Genomic DNA, 16,168 nt, shown 5'->3' on the forward strand with positions numbered 1-16,168 from the left:
GGCGCTTGGGCGCTTGGGCAGCCAGGCGCTCAGCCGTTCCAGCGCGGATCGCGCCCGGAGGCGGCCAGCGCGCGGTCCAGCGTCGGAGCGCCGTCCGGCACCGCCACCGGGGCGGCGAAGCCGCCGTACCGGCGGTACAGCTCGGCGTTCTCCTCGACGACCGCCAGCACCAGCTGCGCGAGCTCCTCGTCGATCCCGATCGGACCGCCGGTCGTCCGGGCGACGTCCCAGCCGTGCAGGACGAGCTCCGCGATCAGCATCCGGGCGATGCCCTCCGCCGGTGCCGAGGATCCGCCGAGGTCGACGTGCCCCTCCCAGACGGCCGGGTCGGCCCAGGTCGCGACGGCGCGGTCCAGCCGGGCCGCGTAGGCGGCGGGCCAGCCGGGGTCGGCGGTGAAGTCGCGGTCGACCAGTTCCTCGGGCAGTTCGGTGCGGCGGGCCCGGTGCTCCAGGCCGTGCGAGGTGTAGAGCACCCAGTGGTTGACGAGCGCACGGGCGTCGAAGTCCGTGCAGGGTGTCGGGCCGTCCAGCGGGTGGTCCGCCGGGACGCCGTCGGCGACCCGGGCGGCGGCCGCGGCGGCGCGCGCCAGCAGGGGGTGCAGCGGGTGGGTGTCCCGGGTCGGGTGATCGTTCATGCCCCGATCCTGCGCCGGTCGGGGCGCCGGGTCTTGAAGAAACGCGACGGCCGGTGCCCTGACCAGGAGCGACGCCGCGGGCCCCGGCCAGGAGCGCCGGCCCGGGGCCCGCGGTGGCCGCCCCGGCTGCGGCAACCGGTTCAGAGTAGGCAGGCAGACTGCTAATATTAAGCAGGCAGCCTGCCTATCTCTACCGGGACCTCCCCAGCAGGCCAGCTCCGTCGCAGAGGTTCCGGAGGAAGGGGGCCGACATGCCTCTCCCCGGTGACACCCACACCCCGCAGCAGACGGCCACGACCGCGACGCCCACCGGCAACCCCTTCGGCCCGCGCTTCGTGGCCCCGCTGTACCTGGGGGCCTCGCTCAACCCGGTCAACAGCTCGATCATCGCGACCGCGCTGGTGGCCATCGCGGCCGCCCTGCACCTCCCCGTCGGGGACACCGCGGTCCTGATCTCCTGCCTGTACCTCACCAGCGCGCTGGCCCAGCCCGCCGCCGGGCGGCTCGCCGAGGAGTTCGGGCCCCGGCGGATCTTCGTCGCCGGCATCGTGCTGGTGTTCGCGGCCGGGATCGTCGGCACGCTGGCCCACTCGATGGCCGCCCTGATCGCGGCCCGGGTGCTGATCGGCGCGGGCACCTCGGCCGGCTACCCGGCCGCGATGCTGCTGATCCGCCGCCGCGCCGAACAGGCCGGTTACCAGGCCCCGCCGCGCGGGGTGCTCGGTGGCCTGGCGATCACCGGCGCCGCCACCGTCGCCGTCGGCCCCGCCCTCGGCGGACTGCTGGTGGGCTGGTTCGGCTGGCAGACCGCCTTCTGGATCAACATTCCGGTCGCCGCCGTCGCCCTGGTCCTGGCCGTGGTCGGGATCGCGCCGGACCCCGACCCGGTGCGCCTCGGTTCACCCCGCGCCCTCGCCTCCCGCCTCGACCTGCCCGGCATGCTGGGCTTCGGCGGCTCGCTCACCGCCCTGATGGTCTTCCTCGCCGCCCTGCCGCGCCCGGACTGGCCCGCGCTCGCCGCCGCCCTCGTCCTCGCCGCCGTGCTGGTCGGCTGGGAACTGCGCGCCGCCCACCCGTTCCTCGACGTCCGGCTGCTCGCCTCCAACGGGGCCCTGACCCGCACCTACGTGCGCAACGGCCTGACGCTGATGGGCACGTACGTGATCCTCTACGGGCTCACCCAGTGGCTGGAGGCGGCCCGCGGGCTGTCCGCCTACCAGGCCGGCCTGGCGCTGATGCCGATGGGCGTCCTGAGCGCCGTGACCGCCCGGGCGGTGGCACGACGGACGGGCGTGCGGCTGCCGTTGATCGCCTGCGCGGTGCTGCTGCTGCTCGGCGCGGTGGCCGTGCTGTTCGTGGGCGTCGGCACCCCGATGGCGGCGGTCGTCGCCGTCAGCGCGGTGTTCGGGCTGACCTCCGGCGCCGGGACGGTCGCCAACCAGACCGTCCTCTACCAGGAGGCCCCCGCCGCGACGGTCGGCACCGCCTCCGGACTGCTGCGCACCTTCGGCTACCTCGGCTCCATCGCCTCGGCGGCGATCACCGGCGCCGCCTTCCACGACCGGGTGGGCGACGCCGGCCTGCACTCCATCGCCTGGGTGCTGGTCGCGATCTCCGCCCTCCTCCTCGTCCTGACCGTCTGCGACCGCCGACTCGCCGAGTCCTAGCCGCCGCAGGCGAACCGGCCCGGACCCACCCGGCCCGGGCCCACCTCAACCCGCAGAGAGCCGATCCACGACATGACCACCATGACCACCGTGACCGAGACCGCGCCCGCGATCGACCCCGCGCGCACCGCGCTGCTGTTGATGGACTTCCAGCCCGCCGCCCTCGGCGCCGTCCCCGACCCGGAGGGTCTGCTGGCCCGCGCGGGCGAGGCGCTGGCCTGGGCCCGCGCCCACGGCACGCACGTCGTCTTCGTCCGCGTCGCGTTCGCCGAGGCGGACCTCGCCGCCGTCCCCGCCCGCAACAAGGCCTTCGCCCGGGTCGCCGAGGCCGGCCACCTCGCCGACGGCCACCCCGCGACGGCCGTGCACGAGTCCCTGGAGATCCGCGAGGACGACGTGACCGTGCGCAAGACGCGCTTCGGCGTCTTCGCCAGTGACACCGATCTGCGCGCCGAACTGCGCGGGCGGGACGTGGACACCCTGGTCCTCGCCGGGCTCTCCACCAGCGGGGTGGTGCTGACCACCCTCCGGCAGGCGGCCGACGAGGACTACCGCCTGTTCGTCCTGGCCGACGCCACCGCCGACCCCGACCCGGAGGTGCACCGGGTGCTCATGGAGAAGGTCTTCCCGCGCCAGGCCTGGATCGTCGCCACCGCGGACCTGGCCGCCCTGAGCGTGCCCGGGAGCCGGTGAGGCGCGGCGGAGACGTGCGACGGGGTCTGGCGCTAGCCGCTCACCACTTCCCGGACCGCCGTGAGGAAGTCCGCCGTCCGGGGATGGGTGGGGTGAGCGGGGTGGGCGAGGTAGACGGTGGCGCCAGGGGCGTCCGAGACCGGGAGGAAGCGGACGCCCGGATGGCTGTGGCTCTCCGCGGTACCTGCCGCGCCGAGGCCGAACGCACCGCCGGTGGCGATGAGGTTCAGCCACTCGTCCACGTTGCCCACCTCGACCGTCCCGACCGGGCACTGCTCCGGGGGCCACAGGTCCGGTGAGGCGGTACCGACACCCGGCCACAGGGCCAGCGGGAGGTCCTGGCCGACGGTGAGTTCGGCCAGCAGCACCCCGTCCCGGTCCGCAAGGGGGTGGTCGTCGGACAGGGCCGCGACCTGGCCCTCCGTGTAGAGGGCCTCGGTGCGGATACGCGGATCGGCGGGGACGGTGCGGAGCACCGCCACGTCGGTGTCCCCGGTGGCGAGGCCCGCGGTGCTGTTGTCCCGTCGGACCACCTCGAGCGGGGCGTGCGGGTGTGTGCGGCGCCACGACCGGAGCAGCGGGACGGTCTGCTGTCCGAGCACCGCGCAGGTGTAGCCCAGCCGTAGGGGGCGGGAGATCGTCCGGGCGTCCGCGAGGGCCGCATCCAGGTGGGCGAGGATCGCCCGGGCGTGTTCGAGGAGGGTGGTGCCGGCCTGGGTGAGGGCCAGGTGCCGGGAGGAGCGGTCGACGAGCCGGACGCCGACGCGGGTCTCCATCTGGGCGAGCGTGCGGGAGAGGGCGGGCTGCGTCATGTGTAGCCGGGCCGCGGCGGCGGTGACGGTGCCCGCCTCGGCCAGCGCGTCCAGGGCCCTGAGGTGACGCAGTTCCACATCGTCCATGCCTGTGGAGCATAGTCCCTGCCCAAACGGCATTTCCGGGGACGGGGCGTGATCCGTAGCGTCACAGGTACCCGGGGCGGTTCCCGGGGTTCGGTCCCGAGACGTGATGGACGGTGTGGGTCATGAGGATTCTTCTGGTCGGTGCGAGTGGAACGCTGGGCAGCGCGGTGCGCCGGGCGCTCGCGGAGCGCGGCCACGAGGTGATCGGCGCGGGCCGCACGGGCGGGGACCTGGTGGCCGATGTCACCGACCCGGAAGCGGTGGCCAGGCTGTACGCGCAGGCAGGCCCGCTGGACGCGGTCGCGGTCGCGGCGGGCGCCGCCGTGTTCAAGCCGCTCGGCGAGCTGACCGCCGGCGATGTCGCGGCGACGTTCCGCGGCAAGGCGCTGAGCCAGTTGGAGCTGGTCCGCCAGGGCGCCTCCCATGTTGCCGGGACCGGCTCGTTCACTCTGGTCAGCGGGATCCTCACCGAGGAGCCGATCGTGGCCGGGGCGGCCGCATCCGCGGCGAACGGTGCCGTCGAGGCGTTCGTACGAGCCGCCGCGATCGAACTCCCGCCCCAGCGGATCAACGCGGTGAGCCCGACCGTGGTCGAGGAGTCCCTGCCCGCCTACGGGCCCTTCTTCCCCGGCATGGAGGCGGTACCCGCCGCCCGCGTGGCGACGGCGTACGTCCGCTCGATCGAGGGCGCGCAGACCGGCCAGATCTACCGGGTCCGCTAGAAGCAACCGAGCCGGCGCGAAGGACGGGCCCTAGCTGTCCGCCAGGCGGTTCATGATCTCCGCCGCCCGGTCGAGCGTCTTGCGCTCGCCGGCCCGGAGGGTGGATCCGATCACCTCGGCCAGCCACGCCTCCCGCGCCGCCGGGATCCGCTCGCACAGGTCGGCTCCGGCCGGGGTCGCGCTGAAGAGGGACTTGCGCCCGTCGTTCGGGTCCTTGGCGGCGCTGACCAGGCCGCCGGCCCGCAGCGCGGCCACGGTCTCCGCCATGGACTGGCGGCGCACGTGCTCGGCCTGGGCGAGTTCGGTCACGGTCGCCGGGCCTTCCTGCACGACGCGGTGCAGGGTGGTCAGGTGCGACCAGTTCCACGGCAGGTCGTCGATCGGGGCCTCGGTGCGCAGCCGCGCCCGCAGCCGCGTCATCGCGCGCATCAGCTCGACGGCGGTGTCCTCGGGCGGGGCCGGTTCGCTACTCACCGTGCCAGCTTATGGCAGGGCGCAGCCGCCCCGACCGGCGCCGGAACCCCGGCGTACGGGGGCGGGGCCGACCGTCCGGCGGATCCTCGCGCCACGCCCTGGCCTGTCCGGTACGGACTCTCCCGACGCCGCGCGGCGGGTCATGCCTCCAGGAAGCGCTGCAGCTCGGCCAGCATGAAGTTGGCGCCGGTGTACCCGATCCCCTGGAACCACAGCTGGTCGTCCACCGGGAACGCCCGGTGCGCCTTGACCGCCCCCAGCGCCTGCCAACCTGGGCTCTCCAGTGCGGCGTCGGTGCCGGCCAGGGCCGGATCGCCGGAGGTGGCGTACAGCAGCAGGTCGCCGTCCGCCTTCGCGATCTGGTCCAGCGGGATCTCGACGTCGGACTGGTCGACGTTCTGCGCGTCCGGCCGCCCCACCTGGGCGTCCGACAGCACGATCCCGGGGAAGCTCTGCTTCCCGAACAGCCGGATCCCGCCGCCCTCCACGAACCGCACCAGGCTCACCTTCCGGCCGGACGCCTTCGCCGCCGACAGGGCCTGCACCACCTGGTTGGCGTGCCGCTGGTACGAGGAGACGAAGGCCGCCGCCGCGGCCTCCCGGCTCAACGCCTGGGCGTGCACCTGGAAGTCGGCCTTCCACGGCGCGCCGGTGGTCTGGGTGAGCACGGTCGGCGCGATCTCCCGCAACTGGTCGTAGCGGTCGCCGTCGCGCGCCTGGTTGGAGAGGATCAGGTCAGGCCGCAGCGCCCGGATCGCGACCAGGTCCGGGGCGCCGGCCAGGCCGACCCGGTGGATCCCGGCGACCCGGGAGGCCGGCCAGTAGGCGGGGAACCGGATGTCGGCGGCCGGCAGCGCGGCGCCCACCGGGGTGATGCCGAGGGTCAGCGCGGAGTCCAGCACGTCCGTGTCGAGGACGACCACCCGCAGCGGCTCGCCCGGCACCAGCACCGGCCCGGTGGCCGCGTCCACCGTGACCGGCGGCACCGGGGTGGGCGAGGCGGACGCGCCCAGGCCGTCGGCGGTCGGCGGCGCCGACCGCCGGGTCGTGCAGGCCGCGAGCGCGGCCCCGCCGAGACCGGCGAGGAACGAACGGCGGGCGATCCGGTGCATCGGCGGTCCTCGGGCGTGAGGCTTCGGGGGCGCGCCGATTATGTCCGGTTTGGTGTGGAATTGCCGTCAGGCGTCCACGGCCGCCGCCCACGGGGCCCCCGGAACGACCAACGGCGTGCCCGTCACCGGGTCCGGCACCACCACTGACTCCAGCCCGAACACCTCCCGCACCAGCTCGGCCGTCACCACCTCGGTCGGCGCGCCCTGCGCCACCACCCGGCCGTCCCGCATCGCCACCAGGTGGTCCGCGTACCGGGCCGCCTGGTTGAGGTCGTGCAGCACCGCCACCACCGTCCGGCCGCGCTCGACGTTCAGCCGGCGGACCAGGTCCAGCACCTCCACCTGGTGCGCGATGTCCAGGTAGGTGGTCGGCTCGTCCAGCAGCAGGATGTCCGTGCCCTGCGCCAGCGCCATCGCGATCCACGCCCGCTGCCGCTGGCCGCCGGACAGCTCGTCCATGCTGCGCTCGGCCAGCTCCGCCGTGGACGTCCGCTCCAGCGCCTCCGTCACCGCCGCCTCGTCCTCCGGCGACCACTGCTGCCACCAGCTCTGGTGCGGCTGGCGGCCCCGCGAGACCAGATCCGCCACCGAGATGCCCTCCGGCGCCGTCGGCGACTGCGGCAGCAGGCCCAGCCGCTGGGCGATCCGCTTCGTCGGGATCCGCGCCAGCTCCTCGCCGTCCAGCAGCACCGCGCCCCGGACCGGCTTCAGCAGACGCCCCAGGGCCCGCAGCAGCGTCGACTTGCCGCAGGCGTTCGGGCCGACGATCACCGTCACCTGCCCGTCCGGGATGCCGACGTCCAGGCCCTCGACGACCGTGCGCGCCTCGTAGGCCAAGGTGAGGCCCCGGGCCTCCAGACGGTGAGCGGACATCAGGAACCTCCACGACGGGAACGAATCAGCAGCCACATCAAGTACGGCGCGCCGACCATGCCGGTCACCACGCCCACCGGCAGCTCGGTCGGCGCCATCAGCCGCCGGGCGATCAGATCGGCCAGCACGACCACCAGCGCGCCCGTCAGCGCCGAGCAGAACAGCGGGACCTGCGCGGACCGGACCAGCCGCAGCGCGATCTGCGGGGCCATCAGCGCCACGAAGTCCACCGGCCCGGCGGCGCCCGCCGCGCACGAGGCCAGCACGATGCCCAGCAGCGCCATGCCGAGGCGGATCCGGTCCAGCCGCAGGCCCAGACCGACGGCCGTCGCGTCGTCGAAGGAGATCGAGCGCTGCGCCCGCGCCGCCCACAGGACGACGGGCACGGCGGCGAGCAGCACCCAGGCCAGCCAGCCGGCCTGGTCGTAGCCGGCGCCGTTCAGGCTGCCCGTCATCCAGACCTTCGCGGCCTGCGCCTGGAAGCCGTCGCCCTTGGTGAGGAACACGGAGGTCAGCGAGGACAGGGCCACGCTGATCCCGATCCCGATCAGCACGAAGCGCTGCGCGTGCAGGCCGCGCCGCCACGCCAGCGCGTACACCAGCAGCCCGGCCACCAGCCCGCCCGCCACCGCCGCGTACGGGGCCTGACCGGTCGAGCCGACCACGCCGTACGCCATCAGCCCGACGACGGTGGCGGTCGCGCCCCAGGTCACGCCCACCACGTCGGGGCTGGCCAGCGGATTGCGGGCGACGGTCTGGATCAGTGCCCCGGCCAGCCCCAGAGCGGTGCCGACCAGCAGGCCCACGACCACCCGGGGCAGCCGGAACTCGCCGACCACCAGCTCGTGTGGGCTCGGCTGCCCGAGCACCACCTTCACCACCTCGACCGGGGACACGGCCGACTCGCCCAGGCAGAGCGAGGCGACGACCGTCCCGGCCAGCGCGACCAGCAGGCCCAGCGCCACCACCGCCGACCGGCGGTGCAGCAGCACGGACGCCCGCCCGGCCCGCAGCACGGCGTACCCGCGCGGGGAGACGGCGCCGCGCCCGACGGTTCGCACACCCTGCGCGCTCATGACGCGACCACCTTCCGGCGGCGCACCAGCGCGACCAGGACCGGGACGCCGACGAGCGCCGTCATCACGCCCGCCGGGACCTCCGACGGCGGGAAGAGGACCCGCCCCAGGGTGTCGGCGAGCAGCAGCAGGGCCGGGCCGAGGACGGCGGAGAAGGCGAGCACCCAGCGGTGGTCCGCGCCGGCGACGGCCCGCGCCGCGTGCGGGACGGCGAGGCCGACGAAGGCGATCGGCCCGGCGGCCGCGACGGCCGAGCCGGTCAGCACCGTCGCGCCGAGCGCGCCGACCGCCCGGACCAGGCCGGTCTTGGCGCCGAGGCCCTTGGCGGTGTCCTCGCCGAGCGCGAGCGCGTCCAGGCCGCGGGCCACCGCGACCACCAGCACCGTGCCGACGGCGAGGAACGGCAGCAGCTGCCAGGCCATGTCCGAGGTCCGCCCGGAGAGCGAGCCGACGTGCCAGAAGCGGAACTGGTCCATGGTGGCCGCGTCGGTCGTCAGCACCATGGTGTTGAGCGAGGCGATGAACGCGGACATCGCCGAGCCGGCCAGCGCCAGCTTGATCGGCGTGGCCCCGCCCCGGCCGCGCCCGGCCAGGCCGTACACGAGCACGGTGGCGATCACGGCGCCCGCGAAGCCGAACCAGACGTAGCCGGTGAGGGTGGAGACGCCGAAGCCGGAGATGGCGAGGACCACGCCGGCCGCCGCGCCCTGGGAGACGCCGAGGATGCCGGGGTCGGCGATCGGGTTGCGGGTGAGGCCCTGCATGACGGCTCCGGCGAGGCCGAGCGCCGCGCCGACGGCCAGCCCGACGACGGTGCGCGGCACCCGCAGCTCGCGGACGACGACGGCGTTGGCCGTGTCGCCGCCGTGCAGCAGGGCGTCGAGGGTGTCGCCGAAGGGGATGGTGCGGCTGCCGACCGCCAGGCTCAGCAGCACCGCGGCGGCCAGGACGGCCAGCGCGGCGGCGAGCCACAGTATTCGGCGGCGCGCTGTCCGTCGCGCGCCGGGTGGCGCGGTGGTGTCGGTCATGGGCCCTCTCCGCAGACAACTCAGGTAAACCTAAGTTCCCGTCGGAAGCCGGGGCAAATTGCCTCGTCCCCCCGAACCGCCCGTTGGATAGCCTGGCGGCATGCCCGAGACCCGCACCGCCCCGCTCACCGTCGGCTTCGACCTCGACATGACGCTGCTGGACACCCGGCCGGGGATCCACGCCACCTACCTGGCGCTCGCGGCCGAGACCGGCGCCCGCATCGACGCCGACCTGGTGGTCACCCGGCTCGGCCCGCCGCTGCTGGACGAGATCCGCAACTGGTTCCCGGAGGACGAGGTGGAGCGCGCCGTCACCCGCTACCGCGAGCTCTACCGCGACCTCGCCTTCGCCCCGACCGTCGCCCTCCCCGGCGCGCACGCCGCCGTCGAGGCGGTCCGCGACCACGGCGGCCGGGTCGCGGTGATCACCGGCAAGTACGAGCCGAACGCCCGCCTCCACCTGGAGCACGCCGGGCTGCACGCGGACGCGCTGGTCGGCGACCTCTGGGCGGAGACCAAGGGCGAGGCGCTGCGCGAGCACGGCGCGAGCGTCTACGTCGGCGACCACCTCGGCGACATCCGGGGTGCCCGGCACGCGGACGCCGTCGCGGTGTGCGTGGCCACCGGCCCGTACAGCGCGGACGAACTGCGCGCGGCCGGGGCGGACGTGGTGCTGGCGGACCTCACCGGCTTCCCGGCCTGGCTCGACGCCCACCTGGCCGACTGAGCCCCGGCCCCGGGGCACGCCCGGAGCCACGCCCCGGGGCCGGGTCCTAGGACGCGCCCGCGGACTCCACCCGGCGCCGTTGGGCCCGCGCGTTCAGGAGCAGCCCGGTCAGCGCGGCCAGGAAGCCCGCCGGCATCAGCATGCTCAGCCAGTACGCGGCCGTCGGCAGCGGCGTCAGGTGCAGGAACAGCGGGACGAAGGTGACCAGGGTGGCGAGCGCGCCCAGACCGAAGACGATCGTTCCGGCCTTGACGTACACGTCGCCGGGGTCGGCGCTCTGGCTGCTCACGTCTGCTCGCTCCTCGGGGCTGGTCGGGCGGTCGGTCCAGTCTGGCAGAGCGGCCGCCGGCCCCCGCCACCGGAGCGGTCCGGTCACGTTGCGCAGTTTCTCGGAAGCTGAACGTTTTGATCCCTGCTGGGCGGGGGTATGCAGGGGGTGCCGAGGGGTGCGACAGGTGCGCCCCGTTTCCTCAGACCCGGGGGTGTGAGCCGATGGACCGTGCTGAGCCGCGCCCCGGCCGTGCCAGTACCGGGTCGCCCGTGATCGCGAGACCGCCGCGCCCGTACCGCCCCCAACGGGCCTTGGAACGCGGATCTTTCGCGGAACGCGGATGAGGCAGTGACGGACCGTTAGTCTGCTCCTGACAGCGTGCTGACCATGAGCGCCCGCGGGCGCCGAGCCGAGGTCGGCTGCCTTCCCCACCACCCAGTGATCCCCGGCCAGGGCCGGGATCCCTCACACCCATTCGAGGACTGTCGAGATGCCCACCGGCCAGGTCAAGTGGTTCAACGAGACGAAGGGCTTCGGCTTCCTGTCGCGCGACGACGGCGGCGACGTCTTCGTCCACACCAAGGCGCTGCCCGCCGGTGTCACCGTGCTGAAGCCGGGCCAGCGGGTCGAGTTCGGCGTGGTCGCCGGCCACCGCGGCGACCAGGCGATGGCCGTGCAGCTGCTGGACGCACTGCCGTCGGTGGCCGCCGCCCAGCGCAAGAGCGCCGACGACATGGCGCCGATCGTCCAGGACCTGATCACCACGCTGGACGCGGTGCTGCCGGGCCTCCAGCACGGCCGCTACCCGGCCAAGGCGACCGGCCAGAAGCTGGCCGGCCTGCTGCGCGCGGTGGCCGACCAGTTCGACGTCTGACCGGGGGGATCAGAACGCCAGCGCACCCGGGTCGAGCGGCGGCACCAGCCCCTCCGCGGCGGCCCGGGTGAGCAGCGCGCGGACGGCCGCGTAGCCCTCCTCGCCGAGGTCCGCGGTGAACTCGTTCACGTACAGGGCGATGTGCTGGTCGGCGACGGCCGGGTCCATCTCCTGGGCGTGCGCCAGCACGTACTCCCGGCTGGCGCTCGGGTCCGCCCAGGCCTGCCGGACGGAGGCGCGGACGGCGTCGGCGAGCGCGCGCAGCCGTTCGGCACCGAGCGAGCGCCGGGCGACGATCGCGCCGAGCGGGATCGGCAGGCCGGTCTCCTGCTCCCAGGCCTCGCCCATGTCGGCCAGGCTGTGCAGGCCGTACTGCCGGTACGTGAACCGGGCCTCGTGGATCACCAGGCCGGCGTCCACCCGGCCGTCCCGGACGGCGGGCATGATCTCGTGGAACGGCAGGACGACGATCTCGCCGAAGCCGCCCGGCACCGCCTTCGCGGCCCAGAGCCGGAACAGCAGGTAGGCGGTGGAGCGTTCGGACGGCACCGCCACCGTCTTCCCGGTGAGGTCCGCGGGGGCGTCCGTGCCCGGCCGGGTGAGCACCAGCGGGCCGCAGCCGCGCCCGAGCGCGCCGCCGCAGGGCAGCAGGGTGTACTCGTCCAGGACCCAGGGCAGCGCGCCGTAGCTGATCTTCAGGACGTCCAGTTCGCCGCGCTCGGCCAGGCCGTTGGTGACGTCGATGTCCGCGAAGGTCACCTCGGGGGCATCCGCCCCGGGCACCAGGCCGTGCGCCCAGGCGTGGAAGACGAAGGTGTCGTTCGGGCAGGGCGAGTACGCGATGCTCAGCCGTTCAGCCACGGCCGGCCTCCTCGATCAGTTCGTGGACGGGCAGTGCGGCGAAGGCCCGCTCCAGGGCGGCCAGCGCCTCGCCGATCCGCCAGGCGGCCCGGTCGCGCGGGCCGACCGGGTTGGAGACGGTCCGCAGTTCGAGCACCGGCACGCCGTACCGGGCGGCGGCCTCGGCCACGCCGAAGCCCTCCATCGCCTCGGCCAGGGCGCCCGGGTGGCGGGCGGCCAGCGCGGCGGCCCGCTCGGCGCTGCCGGTGACGGTGGAGACGGTCAGCACCGGGCCGGTGGCGGCGCCCAGGGCCCGGGCGGCCAGTGCGACGGCGGCCGGGGGAGGGGTGTGCCGGACGGTGCCGAAGCCCAGTTCGGTGACGTCGGCGAAGCCCTCGGGGGTCTCGGCGCCGAGGTCGGCGGTGACGATCGCGTCGGCCAGCACGGTGGTGCCGACCGGGGCGTGCGGGGCGAACCCGCCGGCGATCCCGGCCGAGACGACCAGGCCGTAGCGGCCCCCCGAGGCCGCCCGCGCCCCCAGTGCGGCGGCGGCGGCGGCCGCGGCGGCGGCCGGGCCGACCCCGCCCGCCAGGACGTCCACCGGGGCGCCCGCGGCCCGGTGCAGCGCACCGCCGGGCAACGGCAGCACGGCGGCCGGGCCGGGCAGGCCGCGCAGGACGGCCTCGGCCTCGGCGGGCACCGCGACGACGACGAGCAGCCGGGCCCGGTCGGGGCCCGGCTGCTCGTCGCGCTCGTCCGTGACGGCGTGTGCGGTCATCGCGGGAGCGTCAGCTGTCCTGGGTGTTCAGCTGGAAGTACCAGACGGCGACCGGGTTGTCCGAGTTCTTGTCGCCCTCGACCACGGTGACCAGGGTCTTGCCGGAGGCGTTCAGCACCTGGCTCGCCGGCTGGGAGCCGGAGAAGGTCGGGCCCTTGGCGTAGGAGAACAGGCTGTAGCGCCCGCCCTGGCCCTGCGAGCCGCCGTTGCTGAAGGCCCACCAGCCCTTGTCGGCCACGTTCGGGGAGACGCCGACGCCGACCCGGTCGCTCACCACGACGTCGGAGGTCGGGAGGGTGCCCTCCGCGAGGGCCTGGGTGGCCTTCTGCTGGCACTCCTGCTGCAGGTCCTCCGTGATCGGGCTGCCGCCGTTGAAGCACAGCGGGTCCGCGACGATCGAGGAGTTGCCGACCGTGAGGGTCGCGCGGTGGGAGCTGTGCTCGGTCTGGCCGCTCGCGATGGCGACGGACGTGCCGACCGTGGCAGCACCGACCACGACGACGGCGCCGAGGGCGGCGATGGCACGGGTATTGAGGCTCATGCGTCAGAATCTACCGGGCTTCGCCGATCACGCTACGCGGGGGTCGGCCACCGCGTGTTGCCCGTGGCCGGTTCAGGCCACCCTGGGCGCCGTCGGGCGCCGCCGCAGGCCCACCCGGAACAGCGTGCGGACCGTCCACAGCAGCATCAGACCCACCACCCCGGCGGCCACCGACAGACCCAGCACGCCGTTCAGCGGCAGCAGGATGCCGACCGCGCCGCCGGCCACCCAGGACAGCTGGAGCAGCGTCTCCGACCGCGCGAACGCCGAGGTCCGCACCGCCTCCGGGACGTCCCGCTGGATCAGCGCGTCCAGCGCCAGCTTGCCCAGCGAGGCCGCCACCCCGGCCACGCCGGCGACCAGGACCACCGTCACCACGCCGTACCAGAGCGCGGCCGCCGCCGTCGCGCCGGTCGCCAGCAGCAGCATCGCGGTGACCGTCGCCTCCGAGCCCCGGGTGCGCAGCCAGGAGCCCAGCACCGAACCCAGCGCGTTGCCCGTCCCCGCCGCCAGCGCCACCAGGCCCAGCGCCAGCGTCGGCCGCAGGCCCCCGATCGGCTCGTCGCGGAGCAGGAACGCCATGAACATCACCAGGAAGCCGACCAGCCAGCGCAGCGCCGACATCGCCCGCAGCGCCAGGATCACCGACGGGCCGACGGTGCGCAGCGAGGCCTTCGGGGCCCGGGCGTCCTCCGGCGCCCGCGCGCCGTGCACACCGCCGTGCACACCGCCGTGCACCTCGGCGTGCATCTCGGAGTGCAGGAGGGCGCGCTGCTCGCCCTTGGCGGAGTCCACCGCGTGCGGCAGGTGGAAGGCCATCAGAGTGCCGATCACGAAGACCAGGAACGCGCCGCGCAGCGGCCAGCCCGGCCCGATCAGGTGCAGCAGGCCGCCCACCCCGGCCGCCACCCCGGTGGCCAGCAGCCCGGCCAGGGTGACCCGGGAGTTCGCCTTCACCAGCGACAGCCGACTCGGCAGCAGCCGCGGCACCACCACGCTGCGCACCACCCCGTACGCCTTGGACGCCACCAGCACGCCCAGCGCCTCCGGGTACAGCGCCAGGCCGCCGCCGGTGATCACCCCGGCCATCGTCCAGGCCAGCACCGCCCGGGCCAGCATCGACATCGCCATCGCCGCCCGGCGGCCGTGCGGCAGCCGGTCCAGCAGCGGGCCGATCACCGGGGCCAGCAGGGCGAACGGGGCCATCGTGATCAGCAGGTACAGCGACACCCGGCCGCGGGCCTCGCCGGTGGGCACGGAGAAGAAGATGGTCGAGGCCAGCGCGACGGTGATCAGCATGTCGCCGAAGGAGTTCAGCGCGTGCAGTTCGATCAGCTTCGCCAGGCCGGATTCGCCCGCGCCCTCCGCGGAGGTGGCCTTGCGGATCCGGCGGCCGGTGCCGTGCACCACCCGGCCGGTGCGGGCGCCGGCGGCGGAGGCGGTCCGGACCAGGAGGTTGCGGCTAGGCTCGGGATCCTCTTCGCCAGGGTCCCCGTCCAGGGCGGCGAGCCGCCGGGCGTGGACGGCCGGGTCTGGGCCGGTGTCGGTCAGGGTGGCGATCGCGGCGCCGGTCTTGACGAGGCTCACGGGGGCGGCGGGCGACTCGAAATCGCCCCCCGGCTGCGGTTCGCCCGCAGCGGGGGCCGGAGACTGCTGTCGCGGCACGGCGTCCGCCTGGTCGGGGCTGCCGGCCTGCGAGGCGTGCAGTGCGTGCTGCGACGGGTCCTCGTCCGCCACATGCCCATCCTGCCCCAGAATCGCCGCAGTGACGCGGGAATCCACCCCCCTCGGCGCGGCCCCGGAACGGCCGCCACCGCCCCGGACTGTGCCGGGGCGCCGACCGGCGGGTAGCCTGCCCAAGGGCCGCGCGCCGAGCGCCGGGGCGCCGGCAGGCCCGGACGAGCGGCGCGGCCGGTATCCGCGGCGGCCCCTGGTCGCGCAGAATGGACAAGGGACTATCGAGCCGCGACGGAACAGGCAACACGCCGTGGGCGACAGAAGAACTGGGAGAGAATCGACGCCGTGAGTGCTGCGATGCGAAGCCGTACCCCCGATCGGCTCTGTGCCGAGGCCGTCGAACTCGCCCGGAAGGCGGCCGAGGAGGCCGTCGGCCCGGAGACCGTCGGACCACATCTCGGCGCCCAGGCGGACGCCGACCGCGTCGTCACCCACACCTTCGAGTGCCTGGACGCCGCCTACCGTGGCTGGCACTGGGCGGTCACCGTCGCCCGTGCCCCGCGCGCCAAGAACGTCACCCTCGACGAGGTCGTCCTGCTGCCCGGTGCCGACGCCGTCCTCGCCCCCCAGTGGGTGCCGTGGAGCGAGCGGCTGCGCCCCGGCGACATGGGCCCGGGTGATTTGCTGCCCACCGGCGCCGACGACGCGCGCCTGGAACCCGGCTGGAGCGGCGAGGACGAGCCCGCCCCGAACTCCGCGGTCGCCCTCGCGGCCGAGGAGGACGTGGTCGTCACCGACCCGGGCATCCAGCCCGCCCCGGCCCGGGCCCGGATCAACGCCGTCGCCGAGGAGCTCGGCATGGGCCGCAGCCGGGTGCTCTCCCGGCTCGGCCTGCACCTGGCCGCCGACCGCTGGGAGAAGGCGCACGGCGCGCAGACGCCGATGGCGCAGGCCGCGCCCGCCGCGTGCGGCAGCTGCGGCTTCCTGATCCCGATCGGCGGCTCGCTCGGACAGGCCTTCGGCGTGTGCGGCAACGAGTTCGGGCCGGCGGACGGGCAGATCGTCTCCTTCGCGTACGGCTGCGGCGGGCACTCCGAGGCGGCCGTCATCCCGGCCCCGCCGGCGCCGTCCGAGCTGATCCTGGACGAGCTGGTGGTCGAGCCGATGCAGCTGCACCCGGACCGCACCTCCGGCTCGGTCGAGCCGGACGCCCCGGCGGAGGAGCTCGGGCACTCCTGACGATGTGTGCTCCGGCCCGCTCCACCGAACCGGTGGGGCGGG

18 protein-coding genes are annotated in these 16,168 nt (G+C 75.0%); 6 read left to right on the forward strand and 12 right to left on the reverse strand.

Annotated features, from left to right (window positions below):
• Window positions 1-29: 29 nt before the first annotated feature.
• Window positions 30-635 carry a TIGR03086 family metal-binding protein gene (locus AB0O82_RS18605; RefSeq protein WP_363584910.1) on the reverse strand — a complete coding sequence of 202 codons (606 nt, stop codon included), beginning with the start codon at window positions 633-635 and terminating at the stop codon, window positions 30-32.
• A gap of 251 nt (window positions 636-886) precedes the next feature.
• On the opposite strand from AB0O82_RS18605, the gene AB0O82_RS18610 reads away from it, so the two are divergent.
• Together AB0O82_RS18610 and AB0O82_RS18615 are read left to right on the forward strand one after the other, a co-directional pair.
• Window positions 887-2,302: an MFS transporter gene (locus AB0O82_RS18610; protein ID WP_363584912.1), complete on the forward strand. Its 1,416-nt coding sequence runs from the start codon at window positions 887-889 to the stop codon at window positions 2,300-2,302.
• Window positions 2,303-2,374: 72 nt separating this feature from the next.
• Window positions 2,375-2,995 (forward strand): cysteine hydrolase, encoded by a 621-nt coding sequence (locus AB0O82_RS18615; protein WP_363584914.1) that lies wholly within the window; start codon window positions 2,375-2,377, stop codon window positions 2,993-2,995.
• 32 nt (window positions 2,996-3,027) lie between these two features.
• Here AB0O82_RS18615 and AB0O82_RS18620 read toward each other — a convergent pair whose 3' ends face one another.
• The gene (locus tag AB0O82_RS18620; RefSeq protein ID WP_363584916.1) at window positions 3,028-3,894 is read right to left on the reverse strand and encodes a LysR family transcriptional regulator; all 867 of its coding nucleotides are present in this window, start codon (window positions 3,892-3,894) and stop codon (window positions 3,028-3,030) included.
• A 122-nt stretch (window positions 3,895-4,016) separates the two neighbouring features.
• Between AB0O82_RS18620 and AB0O82_RS18625 the strand changes: the two genes are divergently transcribed.
• Complete coding sequence (locus tag AB0O82_RS18625; RefSeq protein ID WP_363584918.1) at window positions 4,017-4,616, forward strand: short chain dehydrogenase; 600 nt, start codon at window positions 4,017-4,019, stop codon at window positions 4,614-4,616.
• Between the two features lie 30 nt (window positions 4,617-4,646).
• Here AB0O82_RS18625 and AB0O82_RS18630 read toward each other — a convergent pair whose 3' ends face one another.
• The 5 genes from AB0O82_RS18630 to AB0O82_RS18650 all read right to left on the reverse strand — a co-directional run bounded on the left by AB0O82_RS18630 (window position 4,647) and on the right by AB0O82_RS18650 (window position 9,179).
• Window positions 4,647-5,090 carry a MarR family transcriptional regulator gene (locus AB0O82_RS18630; RefSeq protein ID WP_363584920.1) on the reverse strand — a complete coding sequence of 148 codons (444 nt, stop codon included), beginning with the start codon at window positions 5,088-5,090 and terminating at the stop codon, window positions 4,647-4,649.
• 140 nt (window positions 5,091-5,230) lie between these two features.
• Entirely contained in the window at window positions 5,231-6,202 is a 972-nt protein-coding gene (locus AB0O82_RS18635) for an iron-siderophore ABC transporter substrate-binding protein (RefSeq protein WP_363584922.1), read from the reverse strand.
• A 66-nt stretch (window positions 6,203-6,268) separates the two neighbouring features.
• The gene (locus AB0O82_RS18640; RefSeq protein ID WP_363584924.1) at window positions 6,269-7,075 is read right to left on the reverse strand and encodes an ABC transporter ATP-binding protein; all 807 of its coding nucleotides are present in this window, start codon (window positions 7,073-7,075) and stop codon (window positions 6,269-6,271) included.
• Entirely contained in the window at window positions 7,075-8,151 is a 1,077-nt protein-coding gene (locus AB0O82_RS18645; RefSeq protein WP_363584926.1) for an iron ABC transporter permease, read from the reverse strand. The genes AB0O82_RS18640 and AB0O82_RS18645 overlap by 1 nt, the downstream gene beginning before the upstream one ends.
• Window positions 8,148-9,179, reverse strand: coding sequence for an iron ABC transporter permease (locus AB0O82_RS18650; RefSeq protein WP_363584928.1), 1,032 nt, complete (start codon window positions 9,177-9,179; stop codon window positions 8,148-8,150). Before AB0O82_RS18650 ends, AB0O82_RS18645 begins: the two co-directional genes overlap by 4 nt.
• 100 nt (window positions 9,180-9,279) lie before the next feature.
• On the opposite strand from AB0O82_RS18650, the gene AB0O82_RS18655 reads away from it, so the two are divergent.
• Window positions 9,280-9,906, forward strand: coding sequence for an HAD family hydrolase (locus tag AB0O82_RS18655; RefSeq protein ID WP_363584930.1), 627 nt, complete (start codon window positions 9,280-9,282; stop codon window positions 9,904-9,906).
• A gap of 46 nt (window positions 9,907-9,952) precedes the next feature.
• Here the strand turns inward: AB0O82_RS18655 and AB0O82_RS18660 are convergent, their stop codons facing one another.
• The gene (locus tag AB0O82_RS18660) at window positions 9,953-10,195 is read right to left on the reverse strand and encodes a hypothetical protein (RefSeq protein ID WP_363584932.1); all 243 of its coding nucleotides are present in this window, start codon (window positions 10,193-10,195) and stop codon (window positions 9,953-9,955) included.
• 472 nt (window positions 10,196-10,667) lie between these two features.
• Here AB0O82_RS18660 and AB0O82_RS18665 point away from each other — a divergent pair, with 472 nt between their 5' ends.
• Window positions 10,668-11,051, forward strand: a complete 384-nt coding sequence (locus AB0O82_RS18665) for a cold-shock protein (RefSeq protein ID WP_063348207.1) — start codon at window positions 10,668-10,670, stop codon at window positions 11,049-11,051.
• 9 nt (window positions 11,052-11,060) lie between these two features.
• Here AB0O82_RS18665 and AB0O82_RS18670 read toward each other — a convergent pair whose 3' ends face one another.
• The 4 genes from AB0O82_RS18670 to AB0O82_RS18685 all read right to left on the reverse strand — a co-directional run bounded on the left by AB0O82_RS18670 (window position 11,061) and on the right by AB0O82_RS18685 (window position 14,620).
• On the reverse strand, window positions 11,061-11,912 hold the full coding sequence (locus AB0O82_RS18670) for a 1,4-dihydroxy-6-naphthoate synthase (protein ID WP_363584936.1): 852 nt from the start codon (window positions 11,910-11,912) through the stop codon (window positions 11,061-11,063).
• Window positions 11,905-12,669, reverse strand: a complete 765-nt coding sequence (locus tag AB0O82_RS18675; protein ID WP_363584938.1) for a futalosine hydrolase — start codon at window positions 12,667-12,669, stop codon at window positions 11,905-11,907. Before AB0O82_RS18675 ends, AB0O82_RS18670 begins: the two co-directional genes overlap by 8 nt.
• A 10-nt stretch (window positions 12,670-12,679) precedes the next feature.
• Complete coding sequence (locus tag AB0O82_RS18680; RefSeq protein WP_363584940.1) at window positions 12,680-13,210, reverse strand: hypothetical protein; 531 nt, start codon at window positions 13,208-13,210, stop codon at window positions 12,680-12,682.
• 72 nt (window positions 13,211-13,282) lie between these two features.
• Window positions 13,283-14,620: an MFS transporter gene (locus tag AB0O82_RS18685; protein ID WP_363585066.1), complete on the reverse strand. Its 1,338-nt coding sequence runs from the start codon at window positions 14,618-14,620 to the stop codon at window positions 13,283-13,285.
• Window positions 14,621-15,244: 624 nt separating this feature from the next.
• On the opposite strand from AB0O82_RS18685, the gene AB0O82_RS18690 reads away from it, so the two are divergent.
• Window positions 15,245-16,126 (forward strand): DUF3027 domain-containing protein, encoded by an 882-nt coding sequence (locus AB0O82_RS18690; RefSeq protein WP_363585068.1) that lies wholly within the window; start codon window positions 15,245-15,247, stop codon window positions 16,124-16,126.
• Window positions 16,127-16,168: the final 42 nt, after the last annotated feature.

It is taken from the genome of Kitasatospora sp. NPDC088264 (assembly GCF_040685715.1).
GTDB lineage: Bacteria > Actinomycetota > Actinomycetes > Streptomycetales > Streptomycetaceae > Kitasatospora.

Coding starts and splice junctions, on each gene's coding strand:
- AB0O82_RS18605 (WP_363584910.1), bottom strand. CDS start 635: ATGAACGATCACCCGACCCGGGACACCCACCCGCTGCACCCCCTGCTG.
- AB0O82_RS18610 (WP_363584912.1), top strand. CDS start 887: ATGCCTCTCCCCGGTGACACCCACACCCCGCAGCAGACGGCCACGACC.
- AB0O82_RS18615 (WP_363584914.1), top strand. CDS start 2,375: ATGACCACCATGACCACCGTGACCGAGACCGCGCCCGCGATCGACCCC.
- AB0O82_RS18620 (WP_363584916.1), bottom strand. CDS start 3,894: ATGGACGATGTGGAACTGCGTCACCTCAGGGCCCTGGACGCGCTGGCC.
- AB0O82_RS18625 (WP_363584918.1), top strand. CDS start 4,017: ATGAGGATTCTTCTGGTCGGTGCGAGTGGAACGCTGGGCAGCGCGGTG.
- AB0O82_RS18635 (WP_363584922.1), bottom strand. CDS start 6,202: ATGCACCGGATCGCCCGCCGTTCGTTCCTCGCCGGTCTCGGCGGGGCC.
- AB0O82_RS18640 (WP_363584924.1), bottom strand. CDS start 7,075: ATGTCCGCTCACCGTCTGGAGGCCCGGGGCCTCACCTTGGCCTACGAG.
- AB0O82_RS18645 (WP_363584926.1), bottom strand. CDS start 8,151: ATGAGCGCGCAGGGTGTGCGAACCGTCGGGCGCGGCGCCGTCTCCCCG.
- AB0O82_RS18650 (WP_363584928.1), bottom strand. CDS start 9,179: ATGACCGACACCACCGCGCCACCCGGCGCGCGACGGACAGCGCGCCGC.
- AB0O82_RS18655 (WP_363584930.1), top strand. CDS start 9,280: ATGCCCGAGACCCGCACCGCCCCGCTCACCGTCGGCTTCGACCTCGAC.
- AB0O82_RS18665 (WP_063348207.1), top strand. CDS start 10,668: ATGCCCACCGGCCAGGTCAAGTGGTTCAACGAGACGAAGGGCTTCGGC.
- AB0O82_RS18675 (WP_363584938.1), bottom strand. CDS start 12,669: ATGACCGCACACGCCGTCACGGACGAGCGCGACGAGCAGCCGGGCCCC.
- AB0O82_RS18680 (WP_363584940.1), bottom strand. CDS start 13,210: ATGAGCCTCAATACCCGTGCCATCGCCGCCCTCGGCGCCGTCGTCGTG.
- AB0O82_RS18690 (WP_363585068.1), top strand. CDS start 15,245: ATGCGAAGCCGTACCCCCGATCGGCTCTGTGCCGAGGCCGTCGAACTC.